Annotated in this window: 16 protein-coding genes and 1 pseudogene; 12 read left to right on the top strand and 5 right to left on the bottom strand. The window is 52.4% G+C overall.

Features of this window, described 5'->3' with window-relative positions; all coding sequences use genetic code 11:
• Nucleotides 1-332: 332 nt before the first annotated feature.
• The 4 genes and pseudogenes from B9L19_RS16470 to B9L19_RS16460 all read left to right on the top strand — a co-directional run bounded on the left by B9L19_RS16470 (nucleotide 333) and on the right by B9L19_RS16460 (nucleotide 3,838).
• A pseudogene (locus tag B9L19_RS16470) lies at nucleotides 333-1,495 on the top strand (RNA-guided endonuclease TnpB family protein).
• A gap of 53 nt (nucleotides 1,496-1,548) precedes the next feature.
• Nucleotides 1,549-1,710 (top strand): hypothetical protein, encoded by a 162-nt coding sequence (locus B9L19_RS16465; protein WP_167372756.1) that lies wholly within the window; start codon nucleotides 1,549-1,551, stop codon nucleotides 1,708-1,710.
• Nucleotides 1,711-1,831: 121 nt separating this feature from the next.
• Nucleotides 1,832-1,996 (top strand): hypothetical protein, encoded by a 165-nt coding sequence (locus B9L19_RS19135; RefSeq protein WP_167372790.1) that lies wholly within the window; start codon nucleotides 1,832-1,834, stop codon nucleotides 1,994-1,996.
• A 372-nt stretch (nucleotides 1,997-2,368) separates the two neighbouring features.
• Nucleotides 2,369-3,838 (top strand): alanine/glycine:cation symporter family protein, encoded by a 1,470-nt coding sequence (locus B9L19_RS16460; RefSeq protein ID WP_025949027.1) that lies wholly within the window; start codon nucleotides 2,369-2,371, stop codon nucleotides 3,836-3,838.
• 392 nt (nucleotides 3,839-4,230) lie between these two features.
• Here B9L19_RS16460 and B9L19_RS16455 read toward each other — a convergent pair whose 3' ends face one another.
• The gene (locus tag B9L19_RS16455; RefSeq protein ID WP_047752309.1) at nucleotides 4,231-5,106 is read right to left on the bottom strand and encodes an SDR family oxidoreductase; all 876 of its coding nucleotides are present in this window, start codon (nucleotides 5,104-5,106) and stop codon (nucleotides 4,231-4,233) included.
• Nucleotides 5,107-5,438: 332 nt separating this feature from the next.
• Nucleotides 5,439-5,855, bottom strand: a complete 417-nt coding sequence (locus B9L19_RS16450) for an Rrf2 family transcriptional regulator (protein ID WP_025949029.1) — start codon at nucleotides 5,853-5,855, stop codon at nucleotides 5,439-5,441.
• Nucleotides 5,856-6,088: 233 nt separating this feature from the next.
• On the opposite strand from B9L19_RS16450, the gene rlmD reads away from it, so the two are divergent.
• Nucleotides 6,089-7,477 (top strand): 23S rRNA (uracil(1939)-C(5))-methyltransferase RlmD, encoded by a 1,389-nt coding sequence (gene rlmD, locus B9L19_RS16445; protein WP_047752308.1) that lies wholly within the window; start codon nucleotides 6,089-6,091, stop codon nucleotides 7,475-7,477.
• 180 nt (nucleotides 7,478-7,657) lie between these two features.
• Here rlmD and B9L19_RS16440 read toward each other — a convergent pair whose 3' ends face one another.
• Together B9L19_RS16440 and B9L19_RS16435 are read right to left on the bottom strand one after the other, a co-directional pair.
• The gene (locus B9L19_RS16440; RefSeq protein ID WP_198527143.1) at nucleotides 7,658-8,422 is read right to left on the bottom strand and encodes a sporulation protein; all 765 of its coding nucleotides are present in this window, start codon (nucleotides 8,420-8,422) and stop codon (nucleotides 7,658-7,660) included.
• Nucleotides 8,423-8,531: 109 nt separating this feature from the next.
• A complete protein-coding gene (locus B9L19_RS16435) occupies nucleotides 8,532-9,395 on the bottom strand; it encodes an NAD(P)-dependent oxidoreductase (RefSeq protein ID WP_047752306.1) in 864 nt (287 codons plus the stop codon).
• A gap of 347 nt (nucleotides 9,396-9,742) precedes the next feature.
• Between B9L19_RS16435 and B9L19_RS16430 the strand changes: the two genes are divergently transcribed.
• Together B9L19_RS16430 and B9L19_RS16425 are read left to right on the top strand one after the other, a co-directional pair.
• Nucleotides 9,743-10,258: an IS3 family transposase gene (locus B9L19_RS16430; RefSeq protein ID WP_276676084.1), complete on the top strand. Its 516-nt coding sequence runs from the start codon at nucleotides 9,743-9,745 to the stop codon at nucleotides 10,256-10,258.
• A 437-nt stretch (nucleotides 10,259-10,695) separates the two neighbouring features.
• Nucleotides 10,696-11,142 (top strand): (deoxy)nucleoside triphosphate pyrophosphohydrolase, encoded by a 447-nt coding sequence (locus tag B9L19_RS16425; RefSeq protein ID WP_047752305.1) that lies wholly within the window; start codon nucleotides 10,696-10,698, stop codon nucleotides 11,140-11,142.
• Nucleotides 11,143-11,208: 66 nt separating this feature from the next.
• Here B9L19_RS16425 and B9L19_RS16420 read toward each other — a convergent pair whose 3' ends face one another.
• The gene (locus tag B9L19_RS16420) at nucleotides 11,209-12,387 is read right to left on the bottom strand and encodes a Gfo/Idh/MocA family protein (protein WP_089113984.1); all 1,179 of its coding nucleotides are present in this window, start codon (nucleotides 12,385-12,387) and stop codon (nucleotides 11,209-11,211) included.
• 290 nt (nucleotides 12,388-12,677) lie between these two features.
• On the opposite strand from B9L19_RS16420, the gene B9L19_RS16415 reads away from it, so the two are divergent.
• The 5 genes from B9L19_RS16415 to B9L19_RS16395 all read left to right on the top strand — a co-directional run bounded on the left by B9L19_RS16415 (nucleotide 12,678) and on the right by B9L19_RS16395 (nucleotide 19,232).
• Entirely contained in the window at nucleotides 12,678-13,721 is a 1,044-nt protein-coding gene (locus B9L19_RS16415; RefSeq protein ID WP_047752302.1) for a nucleotidyltransferase family protein, read from the top strand.
• Nucleotides 13,718-14,905, top strand: coding sequence for a glycosyltransferase family 4 protein (locus tag B9L19_RS16410; RefSeq protein ID WP_025949035.1), 1,188 nt, complete (start codon nucleotides 13,718-13,720; stop codon nucleotides 14,903-14,905). The genes B9L19_RS16415 and B9L19_RS16410 overlap by 4 nt, the downstream gene beginning before the upstream one ends.
• Nucleotides 14,886-16,001: a YyaL domain-containing protein gene (locus B9L19_RS16405; RefSeq protein ID WP_047752299.1), complete on the top strand. Its 1,116-nt coding sequence runs from the start codon at nucleotides 14,886-14,888 to the stop codon at nucleotides 15,999-16,001. The genes B9L19_RS16410 and B9L19_RS16405 overlap by 20 nt, the downstream gene beginning before the upstream one ends.
• Nucleotides 15,952-17,361 (top strand): phosphomannomutase/phosphoglucomutase, encoded by a 1,410-nt coding sequence (locus B9L19_RS16400; protein WP_047752298.1) that lies wholly within the window; start codon nucleotides 15,952-15,954, stop codon nucleotides 17,359-17,361. The genes B9L19_RS16405 and B9L19_RS16400 overlap by 50 nt, the downstream gene beginning before the upstream one ends.
• Before the next feature lie 227 nt (nucleotides 17,362-17,588).
• On the top strand, nucleotides 17,589-19,232 hold the full coding sequence (locus B9L19_RS16395) for a helix-turn-helix domain-containing protein (RefSeq protein WP_025949038.1): 1,644 nt from the start codon (nucleotides 17,589-17,591) through the stop codon (nucleotides 19,230-19,232).
• The last annotated feature ends 157 nt before the right edge of the window (nucleotides 19,233-19,389 follow it).

The following is a 19,389-nucleotide window of genomic DNA, read 5'->3' as shown; positions in this document are numbered from 1 at the left end:
AGTGGGAGTTTCTTTGTTCCACAAAGAAAGCCATTCTCCGTCTTTCTGAGCGTCAACCGGCATAAAACATATTTTTCTTCCCCTTTTTGTATCGAAAACTGTATATAATAGAGATTGGAAATCACAAGGAGGTACATAGAAGCCATGCTCACAGGCGAATTGCGCCATAAAGTCGATAAAATATGGGAAACGTTTTGGACAGGCGGCATTACAGATCAGCGAGCGAGAAAGCCCACTCCTTGAAGGGTGGGATGAAAGCGAGCCGTTTTCTTCATAATTGAATGATGATGAAAAAAAACGATATCATGTAATCGTCGCAAGGAGGTGAATCCATGCCCACGATCACACTAAAGCTGGACCTGTACAAGCCGACGAAAGTGAAACAAGATATGTATGAACGGATGACAGAAGTGAATACCGCGTTTGCGAATTGGCTGTTGAATCCAAGCTGAATCAAGCGACGAGCAAATTATTTAAAGCGTTTTCGTCGCAGCGGTTTCCTTGCGCCGTCGTGAATCAGACGATTCGAGAAGTGAAGTCCCAAAAGAAAAACCAGAAAACAAAGAAGTTCCGGACATTCTGGTGTTGCTTTAACAATCAAAACGTGAAGGTGGAAAAGAAAGGAGCGTTCTACACGGTTTCCTTCCCCACGCTGGAGAAGCGAATCGGCGTGCCGGTCGTCACGCGCCCCTATCAAGAAGCGTGGCTGAATCGGCTGCTCGATGGAACCGCCAAACAAGGGGCCGCCAAGCTTTATAAAAAGAGAACGAAATGGTACTTGGCTGTTGCGGTCACATTTGAAGTGGAACCGCGGCACGAAACAAAGGTGATGGGGGTTGACCTTGGGCTTCGCTATATCGCCGTGGCCAGCGTGGGAACGAAATCGTGGTTTTTCAAAGGGAACCAATGCGCCTTTGTACGTCGACGATATGCGGCTTTGCGGCGAAGGCTGGGCCAAGCCAAGAAGCTTCATATGATTCGCAAAATCGGCCGCAAAGAGTCCCGCTGGATGAAGGATCAAAATCACAAAATCAGCCGTCAAATCGTGAATGCTGCGCTCGCCAACGGTGTTGGCGTGATTCGGATGGAAGCGTTGACGGGGATTCGGAAACGGGCAAAGTCGGCCAAAGAAGCGGGGCGAAGCCTTCACTCTTGGTCATTTCACCAACTGCAAACGATGATCGCCTATAAAGCGGAAATGGCGGGCATTCGGGTGGAGTGGGTGAATCCAACCTACACGAGCCAAACGTGTCAATGTGGTCATCGAGAGAAAGCGAACCGAAACGGCATCCGCTTTCGATGCCAAAGGTGTGGATACACTCTCCACGCCGACTTGAATGGCGCGATCAACATCGCCAAAGCGATTTCGGGCTTTGCCGTCGAACCTAGCGCACGGGTCACAGGTGCGCCGCCCATTGGGGTACATCGTAACCCGATGGGACGGGGTGATGACACACTCCTGAATTTGGGCGTTGTCCGAACCAGAAATGGATGAGGACGCAAACGACCCAAGAATCCCACGCCTTTAGGCGTGCGGAGTGTCAATTTGTGAAAAATGGAGTCATGGACAAACGGGTGCTGCAGGAAGAGCCGTTCAAAACCGTCGGCAGCATTGTTGAACTCTTTCAAGACAACATGGACGATGCGCGGAGGATCATTCGCATTATCGATGAGATTAACAGAAATTCGGAAGAAATTGCGGGGGCGTGAGCGGTGGATGGCATCAACCGGGAAGAGGTTCTCGTGGGAATGGATCAATCGCTGGTTGTGATGGCACGGATGGAGAAACGCTGTCTTTCCTAGGGGCAGTGCACGATAAGGAGCGCTGAACGTGAGCATTTCGTCTCTCATTTTGCTTTTGTTGGTCGTGTCGATCGTGTTGTTCGTGTATGGCGTTGTCCAAAAGAGCAAAGCCGCGAAACGGATCGCCTTTGGCCTCTTCGTCGCATCGGTCGGATTAGCGGGTTTTGTCGTGTTTCTCATCGGCTATATGTAACAAAAGCCAAAGCCGAACACGTTGTTCTGTGTGTTCGGCTTTGCGCTTGCGGCGATTCAGATGGGGATCATTGGGGGAGATGGGGCCCGTGCTCAAGGTCTCAAGGATTGGGATCCTGCGGCGTGGGGAGACGACCGTTCGGATTCACCCGCCTTGCCTCATCCTATCATTTTTTGTTTGAAAGTTATTTTGAAAAAATATAGGAACAAACCATTTATTTTTTATACAAGGACAAGTGGGGTGATATAAAGAAAATGCAGAAAAAAATGATATATAAAAAAATTATTGAAGCCGAAATGTGTAATATTTTATAATATTATTTGGTTGTGTGTTATACAACAAAAGTAATTAGCTGGCATAGGAGGGATTGGGTTGATTGAAAAGCTCGTGGAAACGGTGAACGGGTGGCTGTGGAGCCCTTTCTTGATTGGTTTCATTGTTTGTTGCGGTTTGTATTTTAGCATTCGCACCCGTTTCCTGCAAATCCGCCACGTGAAAGAGATGATCCGGCTTGTGACGACGGGGAAAAGTTCTGAGGCCGGGGTGTCTTCTTTCCAAGCGTTGACGATGTCGTTGTCCGGACGCATTGGCGTTGGGAACGTGGCAGGGACGGCGACGGGGATTGCGTACGGGGGGCCGGGCGCGGTCTTTTGGATGTGGGTGATCACCTTTATCGGAGCGGCGACGGCGTATGTCGAGTCGACGCTGGCGCAAATCTACAAAGAAGAGCAAGACGGGCAATACCGCGGTGGTCCAGCGTTCTACATTGAAAAAGGCCTTGGCTGGAAATGGTTTGCGGTGGTGATTGCCACGGCGATCATTCTCTCCATGGCGGTGTTGATGCCGGGGATTCAAGCGAACTCGATTGCCGACGGCTTTTCGAATGCGTTTGGCATTCCGAAATTGGTGACGGGAATTTTCGTGATCGCTGTTCTTGGCTTTACGATTTTTGGTGGAGTGAAGCGGATCGCGAAAACGGCGGAAATTGTTGTTCCGTTTATGGCAATTGGCTATTTGTTGGTGGCGATTGCGATTATTGCGGTCAATATTGAGAAAGTCCCGGATGTGTTTGGCCTCATTTTCAAAAGCGCGTTTGGCGCTGATCAAGTGTTTGGCGGAATTCTTGGTTCGGCGGTGATGTGGGGGGTCAAGCGCGGCCTTTATGCGAATGAAGCGGGGCAAGGGACGGGCGCCCACCCGGCAGCGGCGGCGGAAGTGTCCCACCCGGCCAAGCAGGGGCTTGTGCAGGCGTTTTCGATCTATTTGGACGTGTTCTTGGTCGTGACGGCGACGGCACTGATGATTTTGTTTACGGGTCAATACAATGTGATCAATGAAAAAACAGGCGAGTCGATTGTGGTTCATTTGAAAGGAGTGGAGCCGGGCGCAGGGTATACGCAGGCGGCGGTGGACACGCTCTTCCCGGGATTCGGGTCGGCCTTTATCGCGATCGCTCTGTTCTTCTTCGCGTTTACAACAATGTACGCCTATTACTATATTGCCGAGACGAACCTCGCCTATTTGGTGCGCAGTGAAAAGAGGGGAACGGCCTTCTTTGCCTTGAAGCTCGTCTTTTTGGCGGCCACGTTCTATGGAACGGTCAAAACGGCGACGACGGCATGGGCGATGGGCGACATCGGGCTTGGAATCATGGTGTGGCTCAACTTGATCGCGATCCTATTGTTGTTCAAGCCTGCCTATATGGCCTTGAAAGATTACGAAGAACAGCTGAAGCAAGGGAAAGATCCGGAATTCAACGCGTCGAAATACGGGATCAAGAATGCGGAATTCTGGGAAAATGGATATACGAGAGTAGACGGAAAGAGGGAAAAAGCGTTATAAACCGTTATCCGTTGTAGAATCGCAGGTGTTCCGCGGCGTTCGGGACACCTTTTTTGTGCGTTCAGCACCCTAGAAGACTGGTGATTTAGTGAAAAGTCGCCGAAAACGGATTCTCTTCTCAAATTGAGAAATCCCCCAAAATCAACGCTTTTCGTTCATCTAAAAGCAACTGGTTCGGCGAAATCAGTCGGTTTGCAACGGCAGATATGGCTGTTTTGAAATCCTGTTAGGCAAGGCCGGCATTGGGAAGAGAGGTTTAGCGACAGGGGATGACGAGGAGGCGATTGATGAGCCGACAGGGATGGAAGTCCGAAAGATGGAAAAAGCGAAGAGGAGGAAGACGTTTGTTTCGTTCGTCAAAAAACCGGCCGTACGGCCGGTTTTTCATAGAATTAATGAGTTGTTCTTTTTATGTCACGGACAAGTTGGGTCAGAGCTTCGTGAATTCGTGTCACGGGTCTGCCAAGCAGTTTTTCCAAATCGTTGCTTTCGACTTCTAGGGAGCCTTCGCGGATGCCGCGTTGAATGTCCACGAGAAATGACACGAGCGGATCGGGCAATCCGGCCTTTCTCATGATATCAGCATAAGCGGCATCGTCGACTTGCTGCATCGGCACCTCTTGGCATAAGACACCGCCGAGGGCGGACGCGAGTTCTTCTTGGGTCATGAGGGGGCCGGAAAGTTCGTAAATGGTGTTTTCATGGCCATCTCCGGCGAGGACGGCAGCAGCGGCTTCTGCATAATCTTGGCGAAGAGCCCAGCCGACTTTGCCTGTCCCGGCTGATGTCACCCAAGGTGATCCGGTGAGGACGGCTTGAATGGTTCCAAGTTCGTTTTCCAAATACCAATTGTTGCGCAAGAAGGAGTACGGAATGCCTGTGTTTGCGATGGCTTCTTCGGTTACCCGATGCACTTCAGCCAAGGCGAGCCGGCTTTTGCTTGCATTCGCCAGGCTTGTGTACGCAATGAATCGGACTTGGGCGCGTTGGGCCGCTTTGACAGCATTCGTGTGCTGGCGGATTCTTGTCTCATTGTCCCCATCCGTCGAGATGATCAGTAAACGGTCGATGCCTTGGAAGGCAGTGTCCAGCGTTTCTGGACGATCGAAGTCTCCGTATCGAACATCGATTCCTTGAGCACGAAAATGTTCGGCTTTTTCCGGCTGGCGGACGCTGACGGCCAACTCGCTTGCCGGAACGGATTTCAACAGTGTTTCGACGACTTTCGTTCCTAATTTTCCGGTTGCTCCGGTGACCAAGATTTTCATGCGTCTAGACCTCCCTCTAGAAATGTTGATCTATCAAGGCTTTTCGGCCTCTCAGGGGTGTCCAAAAAATATTTTTCGACAAAATCCCTTACATCCTTTTTCAGTTTTGTGGATATCTTACAGACCTAGGGTGCGCGTTTTGTGTACAATTCATCTGAAGTCCTCCTTGGCATGATGGTAGGTGTTGTTTGACACCCCTGCATCATACCAAGAGGGCTTTTTTTGATCAAGTCCCCGGAAAAGCTCCTAACGGGAATGCTCCTTATTTGTTTTTGTTATAACCATTTTGGTTACAACTGATTTATAAATAAAAGCTCTGTTAAGAGCTTTTATTATTGAAATTGAGCGAGCAGCCAGCTGATCGTCGTTTGCGAAAGCCGCGCTTCCATCGCCGCCTGCGCTTCTTTCAGCTCGGCTTGCAGGACGGCCTCGATATTCCGTCCGACCGGACACTGAATGTTTGGATGTTCATGGATGCGAAACAGTTGATCGGTCTCCACGACACGGACGGCCCGATACACGTCCAACAGTGTGATTTGATCGGGAGGTTTGCGCAGCGAAGCGCCGCCGACTCCGGGGCGAACGTCAACCAACCCCGCTTTTTTTAACATGCCCATAAGTCGGCGGATGATGACGGGGTTTGTATTGACGCTCTGCGCGATGAAATCTCCTGTGCAGTCGGCTGGGCTGATCGCAAGCAGGCAAAGGATGTGAACGGCCATCGAAAACCGTGTGCTAATTTGTTTCATGTAGAACACCACCGTTGTAACCATTATAGTTATATCTTGCGAAAAAATCAACTTTGGTGCGGACTGTTTTGGATCAATCGTGCTTCTGTCTGGAAACAGATAAACCAATGCCAAAGGCGGAGCAGAGGAAAAGGGGCCGGCTCTATGACGGAAAGGCGCTTTGGATTCGTGTGCTGATCGTGTACAATACATAAAGGGTGGCAACATCGTTCATCTCGAGAGGAGGAAAGCCGTTGACAAATGGCGCAGAGCAATCATTTATTGCCCAAATCCATGAATTAGATAAAAAAGGAGCCGGACAGGCGGTTGTGTGGCATGGGCATGACGGAAAGCAAAAGAAGCTGAAAATTATCGTGCCATCTACCCTTCCTGGCGAGAAAGTGCGGGTCGTCGTCGACGAGCCGAAACGGCGCTGGGCGAACGCCCGCTTGGAGGAAGTGATCGAACCACACCTGGAGCGGCTCGATCCGCCGTGTCCGCACTTTGACCGCTGCGGCGGCTGTGTCTGGCAGCACTGGCGCTATGAGGGACAGCTGCGGCATAAGACTGAACAGGTGAAGGCGCTTCTTGCCCAGCACGGATTTGACCCTGGCGTTGTCCGCGAGACGATCGGCATGGAACATCCGTGGCATTACCGCAATAAAATGGAGTTTACGTTTTCGCCTGAAGGTTTGCTTGGACTGCACGAGCAAGGGAATTTCCGGCAAGTGATTTCGTTGGAGACATGTCTCATTGCCGGCGAGAAGATCGTCAAAGCTGCTATGGAGGTAGCGCGTTGGGCGCGCGACCATCAGCTGCCTGGGTATCACAAAGATACCCATGAAGGCCTGCTTCGCCACGTCATGGTGCGCGAGTCGTTTGCGACAGGAGAGGTGATGGTGGCGCTCTTTGCGACCGAGGCGCCGGAAGGGGCGTTGAAAGAAGCGGCGGCTGATTTGGCGGAGAGGATCACGAAGGCGCTCCCGGACGTGAAAAGTTTGCTTTGGCTTGAGAATCGGGCGTGGGCCGACCGCACCCAGGCGGAACAAACCCATGTGTTGGCCGGGCGCGATTTCATTTACGATGAATTGTGTGGGTTCCGTTACCGCCTTTGGTTTGATACGTTTTTCCAAACGAACCCGGTGCAGGCGGCCAAACTGGTTGAACTGGCGTTGGAGATGGGCGAGCCGCAGCCGCATGAGAAGATGATTGATTTGTTTTGCGGGGTCGGGACGTTTTCCTTGCCATTCGCCAAGCAGGTGAAAGCGTTGGCGGGCATTGAAATTGTGGAAACGTCGATCGAGTCAGCGAAACGCAACGCGAAAGACAACGGCATTGACAATACGTACTTTTTGGCTCGGGATGCGAGACGCGGAATTGATGAAGTGTTGGAACAGTTCGGGCGGCCGGAGCTGCTGCTTTTGGATCCTCCGCGCTCGGGGGCGGGGGGAAAGGTGATGCGCAAAATCGGTCGGGCCCAGCCGGAGCGGGTTGTGTATGTCTCCTGCAATCCGGAGACGTTTGTGGCTGATATTGCGGAGCTAGCCCCGTTCGGCTATGTGTTGAAAACCGTCCAGCCGGTGGACATGTTTCCGCATACGGCGCATGTCGAGTGCTGTGCGTTGCTTGTGAAATCCACATAATCAATCCAGAACGCCCGCTTCCTAATGGAGGAAACGGGCGTTTCGTATTTTCTAGAAAGAAACCGTGTCGCCTCGCCTGCGAAACAGCGATGATGGAAAAACCGGGAGAATAGGGGGCAAGCTGCCGACCTGCTTCACGATGGAGGAAAAGAGGCCGATGGCCCCTTTTGTCTTTTTCGTTCAGCTATGGCGCTGAATGAGATTGGCCAGCCGTTGCGGCAACGATGCGATATCGTTCGGCCCGTAGGTGAACCGGACAAACGTCTCGTCCATGTCAAGCGCCTCGGAAAGCAATCCAGCAAACCCGCGCGCTTTGCGGTCAATCTCTAAAATGGCTTCAACCCCATGCTCGGAGACAAAGAAAATGGCCTCCAGTTCGTCAAGTCGGCCTTTAAACGGTCCGCTTGCCGGCTTGAATTCAAACTCTTGGACAAACGGCAGCCGCCGTTGCCAATAGCGCGGCGCTTGTTCGCATTGCACATGGCGAAGGCGGAAACCTAATTGGTGGGCCGCCTCGAGAAACGCGGCGACAAGCGGGTGCGGCTCGATGGTGAGATAGTCGCGGTCTTGCGGGTCGAGCGCCATTTTTATGTCAAGGCCGGTCTGCAGCCACACTTTCGAGGTGCCGAGCGTAACCGGCACGTCGTACGGCAAGGCGAATTGAAACGGGATTGTTTTCATTTCATTCGGCCCGATCGTCAGCGGGCCGCTCACTTTGTATCGCCCCAGTACGGCTTTTTCTTCGAATTTCTTATCATCGATTTCGCGGATGTACGTTGTGACTAATGCCAAGTAAATTTCATCAATGTGCTGCTCGACACTGCCGCCGCGAACTTCAACGACTCCTTCGACGGTTTCGCCTTGGACGTATTTCGCTTTCACCAATTTCGTATCGACTGTCGCGGATCCGATGCCGATCGAACTTAACAGTTTTTTGAACAACAAGTTCTCCTCCTTGTCATCGATTTCAGTTGAGAATACGGAGCGCCTGGTGAAAAGGTTCCGTCCTTCTTAATTAAAAAAGCGGGAACGATGCCGTCCCGCCCCTTGCCTGTCATTTTTGACCTGACAACAGCCGATAAACGGCCGAAAAATCGTCTTGCCCCCAGCTGTATTGTTTGGCTAGGCCATACAGCTCTTTGGCCAAGTTCGCCAGAGGCAGGGTGATTCCGCGCTCATACGCCGATTGGGCGACGAGGTGCAAATCTTTGTGCATATGTTCGAGCGGAAACTCAGCCGGAAAGCGGTTGTGAATGATATAGTCTTTTTTCCCTTGTAAAAACGGTGCGGCAGTCGGCGTGTTGAGCAACATGTTCACTACCGTTTCTTTGTCAAATCCGAGCGCCTCGCCAAGGGATACTGCCTCGGAAAAGGCGGCCATCGCTTCAGCCAGCATCAAATTGACAACGAGCTTCATCATGGTTCCTTTCCCGTTTTCGCCTAAGTGATGGATGGCTTTGCCCATTACATGAAGCAGCGGACGGATTTCGTCGACATCTTCTTGGCGGCCGCCGACAAAAAACACGAGCTCTCCTTTTTCCGCCGGAAGTTTCGACCCAGCAACCGGGGCGTCGATAAAACGGATGCCCCGCTCCGCGCACTTTGCCGCCATTTTGCGTGTAAAGGCGGGGTCAACGGTGCTGCAATCAACCCATAGTTTCCCTGCCGACAAATAGGGTAGAAATCCATGTTCCTTGAGCGCCATCGTTTCGACTGCCTGCGGATTGGCAAGCATGGTGAAAATGACGTCAGACTGTTCCGCTGCCTCTTTTGGCGAGTTGGCCCACTTCGCACCTTTCTGAAGAAGCGGTTCCGCCTTTTCTTTCGTTCGGTTGTAGACGATGAGAGAATAGCCGCTATTGAGCAAGTTTTCCGCCATGCGGCTGCCCATAATGCCAAGGCCGATAAACCCGATCATGTTTTGCCCTCACTTTCCTTCATGGTTCTACTGTTGAGAGTAACATAACACCGAAAAGGGTTCCACTATTTTGGAAAACGGGGAGGTTTTTGACTCTTCACCCATAGCCATCAAGTGAAGCCTTGGAGCGAGTAGCTCCAAGGCTTCACTTTTCATCTTTGGAGGCTGTGACCGTGAGAATATATTAAAGATAGGCATGCCAAATACACCTTCCCTATAGAAGGTTTTTTTCATGGTATGAGGCGGGAATTTCTTACGACACCGGCATGATGACCAAACTCTCGATAATGTCTAAAGCGCTCTTTTTTGTATAACGCCTTGATTTTTTTCCGTGTTGAGCGATGAATATCGTAGCGTCGAACGTGTTAAACCGTGATTTTGTGGCCACTGCAGCCAACCAAAAATGGGTGACGGATATTACCTATGTGCCATTTCAAGGAACCTATTTGTATCTGTCTGCTATTAAAGATCTGTACAACAATGAAATCATTGCGTATCGCATCAGTCGTTCGAATGACTTAAAATTGGTGATCGAAACTGTCAAGGATGCCATCAAAAAACGGGATGCGCGAGGAGTCCTTCTCCATAGCGATCAAGGCTCCCAGTACACATCCCGCCAGTACCATCAACTGCTGAAGGCTCATCATATCATTCCTAGTATGTCCAGAAGAGGAAACTGTTTAGACAATGCCTGCATGGAAAATTTTTTCGGGCATTTGAAATCGGAAATGGTGGACCTTCCCACCTTTGAAACGGAAGAGGAAATGATCGAGGCGATCGATCAGTACATGTATTTTTATAATTATGAACGGTGCCAGAAAAAACTAGACTACCTCAGCCCAGTGGAATACCGAATTGCCTAAGCAGCCTAGCAGACGAACGGCTGAGAATGTCTCCTTCTTCAGCTTGCCAACGATGAAGTGGAATGAAGGAGACGTTGTCAAGTGCTTTCCTTGACAACGTTTCCTCATTCCACTATCCTAACAAGCAGCTGAAGAAGGTGGGTATTTTTCACACTGTCTACTTGACAGGGATATGTTCAGACATTATGAGGTCTTCAAAAGGATGGTCAAATCAGGCATATATTTATTCCTGTTTTCTTAACTTGATGGCTATGGACTCTTCACCACAACATGTACTTGACAAGCAATGCGGTTTCCTGACAAGGATAGGCAAAAAGTGCTGATGTTCCCTCACAAGCGTAAATAGGGGATGTTCAGAAAAAATCAAGTACAACTTTTGGTGAAGAGCCGAGTTTTTGCTACAATGGTTGGGAGATCGTAACAAGGAGCCGATCGTCATGAAACGAACCATCTATGTCGTCGGGGCAGCCATTCGCAATGAACGCGGGGACATCCTATGCGCCTTGCGCGCTCCCGATATGTCGCTGCCCAACGTGTGGGAATTTCCCGGCGGCAAAGTGGAAGAGGGGGAGCGGCCTGAAGACGCTTTAGTTCGGGAAATTCGCGAGGAGCTTGGCTGCACCATTTCGGTCGGTGAGTTGTTGGCCGATGTGTTCCATGAGTATGAACACGCCATCGTGCATTTGCGGACGTATGAAGCCCGCTTAGTCGATGGGGAGCCGCGGGCGCGGGAGCATGCCGAGCTTAGGTGGGTGCCGCTTCAAGCATTGCGCTCGCTTGAGTGGGCGCCGGCGGACATTCCGACTGTTGAGGCGCTGTTGGTCGAGGGGGCGCAGAAGGGCGTTTTGGATGTTCTGATGAGACCGAGATCTATCGCCGATTGAAGTGAAGAAAGCCTGGTTGCGGCCGTTTGCCATGTGGCCGCACCAGGCTCTTTTTGTGTCAGCATGTTAGCGGATGTCAAGTGGGTCGACTGCTTTACCCGTCACGGTGCACGTTTCGGCTAGAGCGAGATCGGCGGCGGCGTCTTCGGCGGTGACGAGCGTGCGCGCGTTTGGATGCTCGATTAAGCGGCAAAAGTCAAGAAAGCGCGCTTGGGCGATCGCTTCGTACCAGCCGTGGCGGTCAGAGAGCACCACGGTGCGCTCGTACGGGCGGCGCGGAGCGGCTGAAGGTTTTGTAGGCGGCAACAGCCGGTCGGCCGCTTGCTGCAGTTGTTCGATAGCGTCAGCCGACGGCTTTGTCGGGATGGCGTCAAGCCAGGCATCCATGCACGCGGCCTCCTCGTCAGAGACGAGGCCGGAGACGGATAGCTGAGTCGGAATCCAGCCTTCAAGCACGATGCGCCCGCGTTTCGTATGAATGTCCCAGTGCGTCGATTCCGAAGCGGCAGGGTCCATCGTAAAACCATGGTAATAATGGACAGGGATGCGCCGTCCGTTGCCTTGATGAATCACCGTGGCGCCGACGCGCGGCCGTGTGCCGTTTGTTTCCCTTAACGCGAACCCGTGCGCTTCGATGGCTTCGCCGAACCAGTCACGGCCGACTTCAAAAAAGTGGACGCCGTGCTCGATCAGGATGCCGCCGCTTTGCCGTTCATCCCAAAACCAATGGCCGTCTGCCACGCGGTGAACGGCGTTGTGAAGGCTTGCGTAGTCCACTGGCCCGAGAAGCGTGCGGTGGATGAGTTGCTTGACGGCTTCAGCGAGCGGGTGGTAGCGAAGGACAAGATTGACCGCCAACGCCCGGTTTTGGCGGGCGGCGAGCTGGATGTTCGCCCGCAGCGCCTCGGCGGTGAGGCCGCCTGGCTTTTCAAGGAGCACATGTTTTCCTTCCTCAAGCGCCCGCTCGGCAAGCGGGGCGTGCAAATGCGGCGGGGTGGTGAGAATGACGATGTCCACGTGTGGATCAACGATCAATTCTTCAGCTTCGCGGTATTCGCGCACGTCGCCCGCCTGCGGCTGACGGCGGCGATAGGCGTCGATGACGCGCTGGCGTTTTTCGGCCGTCCGCCCGGCGACAGCGGCGAGATGGAAGGAAGGAAGTGGAGCGAGCGCGCCGGCTAAAAATTCAGCGAACGCACCGGCACCGGCGATGCCGACACGGTAACGGAAAGATGAAGAAATCATGGCGTATTCTCCTCCTCCCTCACATATATATAGCATTAACGATATTGATTATACCGCAAAGAAAAAGAAGAACGAGAAAATGAAAGTTTCTAAACTTGTAGACATCAATAATGATTCATCGACACCGTTCGACAATCATTTCGCTTGCATAGGGAGAGGAATATTATGTATATTATTATTAGCAACCATCACAGCCGAGTGCTAGCAATCTATGAATCCTTTCATTTTCTCGTTCATCCGTCAAAAAAGGTGTCTATTTTTGTGAAAAAAAGATATGGAGGGATGACGAAATGAAAGCATTGTTGCTGGCAGGAGGATTAGGTACGCGTCTTCGTCCATTGACCGAAAACATCCCCAAACCGATGGCCCCGATTGCGAACCGGCCATGGCTTGAACACCTCATCGTTCATCTTCGCGACCAAGGAGTCAATGAATTTGTCATCGCCGCACATCATTGTTCAGAAGTGATCCGTCGCTATTTCGAAGATGGGAAGCGCTGGAACGTCAAGATTACATACGCGCTCGAACCGTTCCCGCTCGGAACAGCTGGGGCGATCAAAAACGCCGAGCGCTGGCTTGATGAACGGTTTCTCGTGTTTAACGCCGACATCGTGCATTTGCCGCAATTGATCCCGCTCTTGGACTTTCATCGCCAGCATGGCGGTTTGGCGACCATTGTTTTAACGGAAGTAGACGATCCTTCTTCCTATGGGGTGGTCGAACAAGACGATCGTGGGCAAATTTTACGCTTTGTCGAAAAGCCGCGCCGCGAAGAAGCGCCATCGAACCGCATCAATGCCGGCATGTATATTTTCGAGCCGGATGTGATGCGCTATATCCCGGCTGAGCGGGAAGTGTCGATTGAACGCGAAACATTCCCGTTGCTGATCGAGAAGAATGTCGGTGTATATGGCATCGTCAGCAACGGATATTGGCGTGATATGGGGACGCCGGCACGATATCGCCAAGTGCATTGGGATGCGTTGAGCCGGGAGTTTCCGATTCCGCTCAAAGGGCGTGAAATTCAGCCGGGCGTGTTTGTTGGCGAAAACGTGGAGATTGGGTCTGGCGTCTTGTTTGTGCCGCCTGTGCTCATCGGCGACCACGTGAAAATCGGTCCGCAGGCTGTCATCGGTCCGAATGCGGTCATCGGCGACCGTTGCCAAATTGGCGCCCGCGTCTATTGCGCGCAGACGATCGTCTGGGATCGCTCCGTCATTCGCGACCGCAGCCGGCTGCAAAACAGCATTTTCGGCTATCGGACGGTGACGCCGGCGGGAGAAGTGTTCGAAGATTCGATTATTAATCAGTTCAAGGAGGCGGTGCAAGCATGATTCGAATTGCCTACGTCAGCACGTACCCGCCGCGGCGGTGCGGGCTGGCGACGTTTACGGAACATTTGCGGAAAAGCATTGACGGTGTTCGGGGCCCGTCTGATGGCGACCGCGTCATCGTGTTGTACAACGACAGCGACGGCGATGACGCCTACCGCCACAACCCGGCGTATTGGCCGCTTCCAGCGCAAAACCGCGCCGCTTATGCCGAGATGGCCAAACGGGTGAATGAAAGCGACATTGACGTCGTTGTTCTGCAGCATGAGTTCGGCATTTTCGGTGGGGAGGCGGGCGAGTATATTCTCGATTTCATCACCGCGCTCAATAAGACGCTTGTGACGACGTTCCATACGGTGTTTGCCGACCCGCCGCTGCCGTACCGCCCGATTCAAGAAAAGATCGCGGCGGCAAGCGATGCGATCATCGTCATGAACCGGCAGGCGATCCCGTATTTGGTCAAAGCGTTTGGCCTGCCGGAAGAAAAAATTGTCTACATTCCGCACGGTGCTCCAGGCCCAAGCAGCGAAAATCGCGATTCGCTTCGCCGCCGCCTCGGATTCAGCGGCCGCAAAGTGATGTTGACGTTCGGGCTTCTAAGCCGCGGCAAAGGAATTGAATCGGTTTTAGCCGCATTGCCGGGCGTCGTGCGCAAGGTGCCGGAAGCGCTGTATGTCATTGCCGGACAGACGCACCCAGAAGTGAAAAAGCGGGAAGGGGAGGCGTATCGCGAGGAGTTGAAATCGCTCATTCACCGTTTAGGGCTTGAGCGCCATGTCCACATGGAAGATCGGTATTTCAGCGAAGAGGAATTGATCGATTATTTGACGGCGTGCGATCTATACGTCACCCCGTACCCGGGCATGCAGCAAATCACAAGCGGCACGCTTGCCTATGCGGTCGGCGTCGGCCGTCCGGTCGTTTCGACGCCGTATGAGCATGCGCGCGATTTGTTGCAAGGTTGTGAAGAGCTGTTGTTGCCGTATGGTGATACGGCCGCCTGGGAAGAACGGCTCGGGCAGCTGTTGGCCGACGAGGCGGCGCTGAAGCGATGGGAGGAAAAGGTGCGCCAAATCGGGGCAAACACGCATTGGCCGCGCGTCGGCGAACAGCATGTCGCCTTGTTTGCGCGCATGTGCGCCGCGAAACGTGGGGAGGTGAAGACCATTGGCACCGTCAGTCATTAAGTTCGACCATCTCGAGCGCATGACTGACGACACCGGGTTGCTTGAGCATAGCCTTGGCCGCATCCCGCGCCGTCGCGAGGGTTATTCGACCGATGACAACGCCCGTGCCATTTGGGCGTGCCTGGAATGGCTGGCGCTATGCGAGGACAAAGGAGAGAAAGAGCGATTGCACCGTTTGCTTGACCGGTATTTGGCGTTTTTGCTTTGGGCGCAAAACGATGATGGCACGTTCCATAACAACTTTTTCTTCGACCGGACAAAAGAAGAGGAAACGCCGTCAGACGACTGCTTCGGGCGGTCGTTTTGGGCGGCGGCGTTGGCTTACGTTCGCCTCAGCGATCCGGCGCGGCGCGAGGCGGCAGCAGATATGTTGCGGCGGGCCATGCCGGCGGCTTGGGAGCTTCGTTCGCTGCGCGGCGTCGCCTGGGGGGTGGCCACTTGCGGCGTCTTATTGACAGAAGGACGCCCACTTGGCGTCGATCAAGAGGAAGTGGCAGCTTTGGCTGCACGGTTTGAAGAGCGACTGCTTGCGGCGTATTGGGAGCATGCTGGCGACGATTGGCATTGGTACGAGCCGGAGTTGACGTACGCCAACGGGGTGATGCCGTGGGCGCTTTGGACGGCATATCGGCGCGCGCCGCGGGATGAGGTGAAGGAAGTGGCGGAAAAAAGCCTTGCTTTCCTTATTGAAAAAATGAGCGGACCGGGAGACATCATCCGTCCGATCGGCAACCGCGGCTGGTGCAGCCGCCGCTACCGCGCCGATTGGGATCAACAGCCGCTTGATGTGATGAAGCTCGCTTTGGCGGCGCGCGAAGCGTATTGGGCAACGGACGACGAGCGTTATCGCGGCGTCGTCCGCCGCTGCCTCGCTTGGTTTTACGGACAAAACGACGGCAACGCGCCGCTTGCGGACCCAAGCGACGGCAGTTGCTGCGACGGGCTTGGCCCGAACGGCCCGAACCCGAATCGGGGGGCGGAGTCAACATTGTCGTACTTGTTAACAGCAGCAATCGCTCAATCGATTTCGGTGGAGGTGGTTGTCGATGAATCCATCAACAACGAAACCGTTCGCATGGCCGGCACACGTGTTTAAAGAATACGACATCCGCGGACGAGCCGGTGAGGAGCTCGATGAGTCGTTCGCGTATTGGCTCGGACGGGCCTTTGCCGACATGATGCAAAAGGAAGGAGAGAAGAGGGCGGTTGTCGGTCATGACAATCGTCTGTCATCGCCTCTCTTGCATCGGGCGCTCAAAGATGGGCTGCTCGATGGCGGCTGTGATGTCGTCGATATTGGACTTTCGACGACGCCGATGTTTTACTACAGCTTATACTACACGAACATTCCATGCGGCATGATCATCACCGCCAGCCATAACCCAGGGGATGAGAACGGATTTAAAATCGCCATGGGGAAAACGACAATTTATGGCGAGCGCATCCAAGCGCTGCGACGGGCGATGGAGCGGCTCAGCCAGGAACAGCCGCGTCCTGAAACAGCGCGGGGGCGCGAGGAAACGCTTGACCTTGCTCCGGCATATATCAAGATGTTGAAGGAGAAAATTAAGCTCGGTCCGCGCAAGCTGAAGGTCGTCGTCGACTGCGGCAACGGCACCCCATCGATCATTGCGCCACAAGTGCTCAAAGAGTGGGGATGCGATGTCATCCCGCTTTACTGTGAATCCGATCCGACGTTTCCGAATCATCATCCGGACCCGGTCGTGCCGGAGAACTTAACGGACTTGATTGAGATGGTGCGCAAGGAGCAGGCGGATCTTGGCATCGCGTTTGACGGCGACGGCGACCGGATCGGAGTCGTGGATGAAACGGGTGCGATCCGTTGGGGCGACCAACTGATGGTGTTGTTCTGGCGCGAGATTTTGAAGCGCCATCCAGGAGCCGACGCGCCCGTCGAAGTGAAATGTTCGCAAGCGCTCGTTGAGGAAATTGAGCGGCTCGGCGGGAAACCGTTCTTCCATCGCACCGGCCATTCGCACGTCAAAGCGACGTTGCGTCGTCGTCCGGAGATCCCGTTTGCCGGTGAAATGTCTGGTCATTTGTTCTTCAATGATGAGTTTTACGGCTATGACGATGCGCTGTACGCCGCTGGGCGCCTGCTTCGATTACTGTCGCACGATGAGCGCCCGCTGTCCGAGTGGTTTGCCGATGTGCCGCGGTACACGGCGACGCCGGAGACGCGCGTTGCTTGCCCGGAAGAGAAAAAACCAGCTGCCATTGCCGCGGTGAAAAACCGGTTCGCTGGCCGCTATCCGGTTGTTGACGTTGATGGCGCCCGCATCCAGTTCCCGGAAGGCTGGGGGTTGGTGCGGCCGTCGAACACGCAGCCGATTCTCGTCTTGCGTGCAGAAGCCAAGACGGAGGCTGCATTGGCGGAGATTAAGCGACAGCTGGCTGATTGCCTCGCCACCCTTGAATTGCGCATTGACTGGTGACGCCTTTTCTCCGAATGGTCTGCGCTTGTTGCCCTCTGTCCGTTTCAAAAGATTTGTTCCGGCGTGGGTCGTCCGTAGGGCTCCCACGCCGGTTTTTTCGGTGCTCACAATTCCCTATAAAGTTTTGCTTATGAAATAATCCGAGAGTTTTTCGTCTTGATTTCCCATAAAGGGTTTGTTCATAATAGATAAGGATAAAATTGTGTGAAAATAGGAGAGTTGAGGGCGTGGCGATCGGTGAATTGTTGCAGTATGTTCAAGATGCGTATGCGGCATTGACTGGGTTGAGCATCATTATTGTGGATAAACAAGGGGTTCCCGTAACGAAGGTTTCGAATATGACCGAGTTGGCAGAACGCATTTTATTTTCAGGACAAGAGGAAACATCTTCACTTCTTCCTTCACTTGAGCTAACTAAGGACGGATGGCAACGGCCGTCGATTGTCCCAATGGGATCTTTCGGCATGAAAAGCATCGTTGCACCTGTGATCGTTGATGGGCGGATTGAATATTGGATTTGGGCCGGAGTATTTGTAGAAGAGGAGACGAAGTGCTTCGTTTGTGAACACTCTGTGGAAAACATTGATGGAGGTCCCGTTGCTGTTGAGCCAGTAACGTTTCCAGCTTGGACTGTGGAGGCAACGTTGCAAGAGATTGAAAAGATGGCGTCTGTATGTAGTGGATTGTTGAACAATGAGCGCCGCTACCAGCAATATGACCATTATGCTGCACGTTTACAGTCAAGTGTAACGAGCGGTCCTGTTTTGGTCGATGTCAATCAGTTGTTCACAGAGTTGTTTAAGCTAGACGACCGTATCGATATGGCTTTATACATTAAGAAGATGCCTCATGGCTGGAGTGTGTTGGCTGCTAAAGGTGCAAAAGTTGAGAGGTTATGCGGCAAGGCAATTGATGTGTTGTTTCCGCCGCTTTCGTCTTCTCCACCATTTCGTCCAACTTATATTCAAGGCGCCGCTTTAGATCCCCGTTATTCCTTTTTTGTTCGTCATAATATCCGCCCAAAGGCGATGATTGCTTATCCAATGATGTATGGGGAAATGATGGACGGATGGATGGTAATTGGCAGCGAGACGGCATTTTCGTTGCCTGCGGAACTCAGCCGAGTAGGAACCATCCTTGTACAATATTGGTTGGTCCTTAGAAAATGTATAGAGACAGATGGAAAAATTGACCATCATTTTATGCGTTTATCAATGCTAATGGAAATTGCAAGAGCTATGAGGGTTGTCAAAAACGAGGAAGAGATCATCCGTATGATGGTCGAATTTGCTGCCGAACTCGGGTATGGAGATTTTGTTTGTGCTGTGTGGTGTCAAGGTGAGCAATTGAAGGTTGTTCACAAAGGTACGATTGATGAGAAAACAGTAGATTGCTATCGAGATGACGTGCATCGTCGCTATGACCGAAATGAAAGAAGGAAAAATGAGGTCCCGACTCTCATTCAAGTTGTTGATAAGATCCTAATGGAGGTGCCGTTTTCTATCGATGATCAACGCTATGGCGTCCTTGCTGTCCATCTTAGAGAAATGAAGATGTCCAAAGAAGCAGAAGTATATATGACTGCACTGACAGTCATCGGTATGCTGATGATTGGCAACGCCGTGTGCCGTGGGGATGATGGAGCAATTCATATTGACATGCTGTCAGAGCAGTTAACAGCTCGTGAGATGGATGTATTAGAATTGCTTGTTCAAGGTTATAGCAATCGTGAAATTTCTGAGCGGCTGTTCATTAGCGTGCATACAGTAAAAAATCATATTACAAATATTTTCCAAAAGATAGGTGTCAATGATCGGTCACAGCTGATTGCGCTTGTCTATCAGTTGAACCGTCGGCAAAGCAGCCGGTAAAGGGACATCATGGACGATCAAAGTCATGATGTCCTTTTTTTCGTTGTGTAGGAAATTGGAATGAGATCCATTTTGTATTATAATAAAAATAGTAAATAAGAACTATTTGGGATATTCAAAGAAAGGGGACTGTATGCAAGCGTCGATCAGAAAAGAA

It is taken from the genome of Geobacillus thermocatenulatus, assembly GCF_002217655.1.
GTDB classification, from domain to species: domain Bacteria; phylum Bacillota; class Bacilli; order Bacillales; family Anoxybacillaceae; genus Geobacillus; species Geobacillus thermocatenulatus.
The sequence above is the reverse complement of the archived record's forward strand: the minus strand, read 5'-3'. Positions and strand labels throughout refer to the sequence as shown.

What these genes read in the sequence shown, in the direction of transcription:
- B9L19_RS16420 (WP_089113984.1), bottom strand. Translation starts at nt 12,387, where the DNA reads ATGATTTCTTCATCTTTCCGTTACCGTGTCGGCATCGCCGGTGCCGGT.
- B9L19_RS16450 (WP_025949029.1), bottom strand. Translation starts at nt 5,855, where the DNA reads ATGAAACAAATTAGCACACGGTTTTCGATGGCCGTTCACATCCTTTGC.
- B9L19_RS16425 (WP_047752305.1), top strand. Translation starts at nt 10,696, where the DNA reads ATGAAACGAACCATCTATGTCGTCGGGGCAGCCATTCGCAATGAACGC.
- B9L19_RS16455 (WP_047752309.1), bottom strand. Translation starts at nt 5,106, where the DNA reads ATGAAAATCTTGGTCACCGGAGCAACCGGAAAATTAGGAACGAAAGTC.
- B9L19_RS16410 (WP_025949035.1), top strand. Translation starts at nt 13,718, where the DNA reads ATGATTCGAATTGCCTACGTCAGCACGTACCCGCCGCGGCGGTGCGGG.
- B9L19_RS16415 (WP_047752302.1), top strand. Translation starts at nt 12,678, where the DNA reads ATGAAAGCATTGTTGCTGGCAGGAGGATTAGGTACGCGTCTTCGTCCA.
- B9L19_RS16400 (WP_047752298.1), top strand. Translation starts at nt 15,952, where the DNA reads ATGAATCCATCAACAACGAAACCGTTCGCATGGCCGGCACACGTGTTT.
- B9L19_RS16435 (WP_047752306.1), bottom strand. Translation starts at nt 9,395, where the DNA reads ATGATCGGGTTTATCGGCCTTGGCATTATGGGCAGCCGCATGGCGGAA.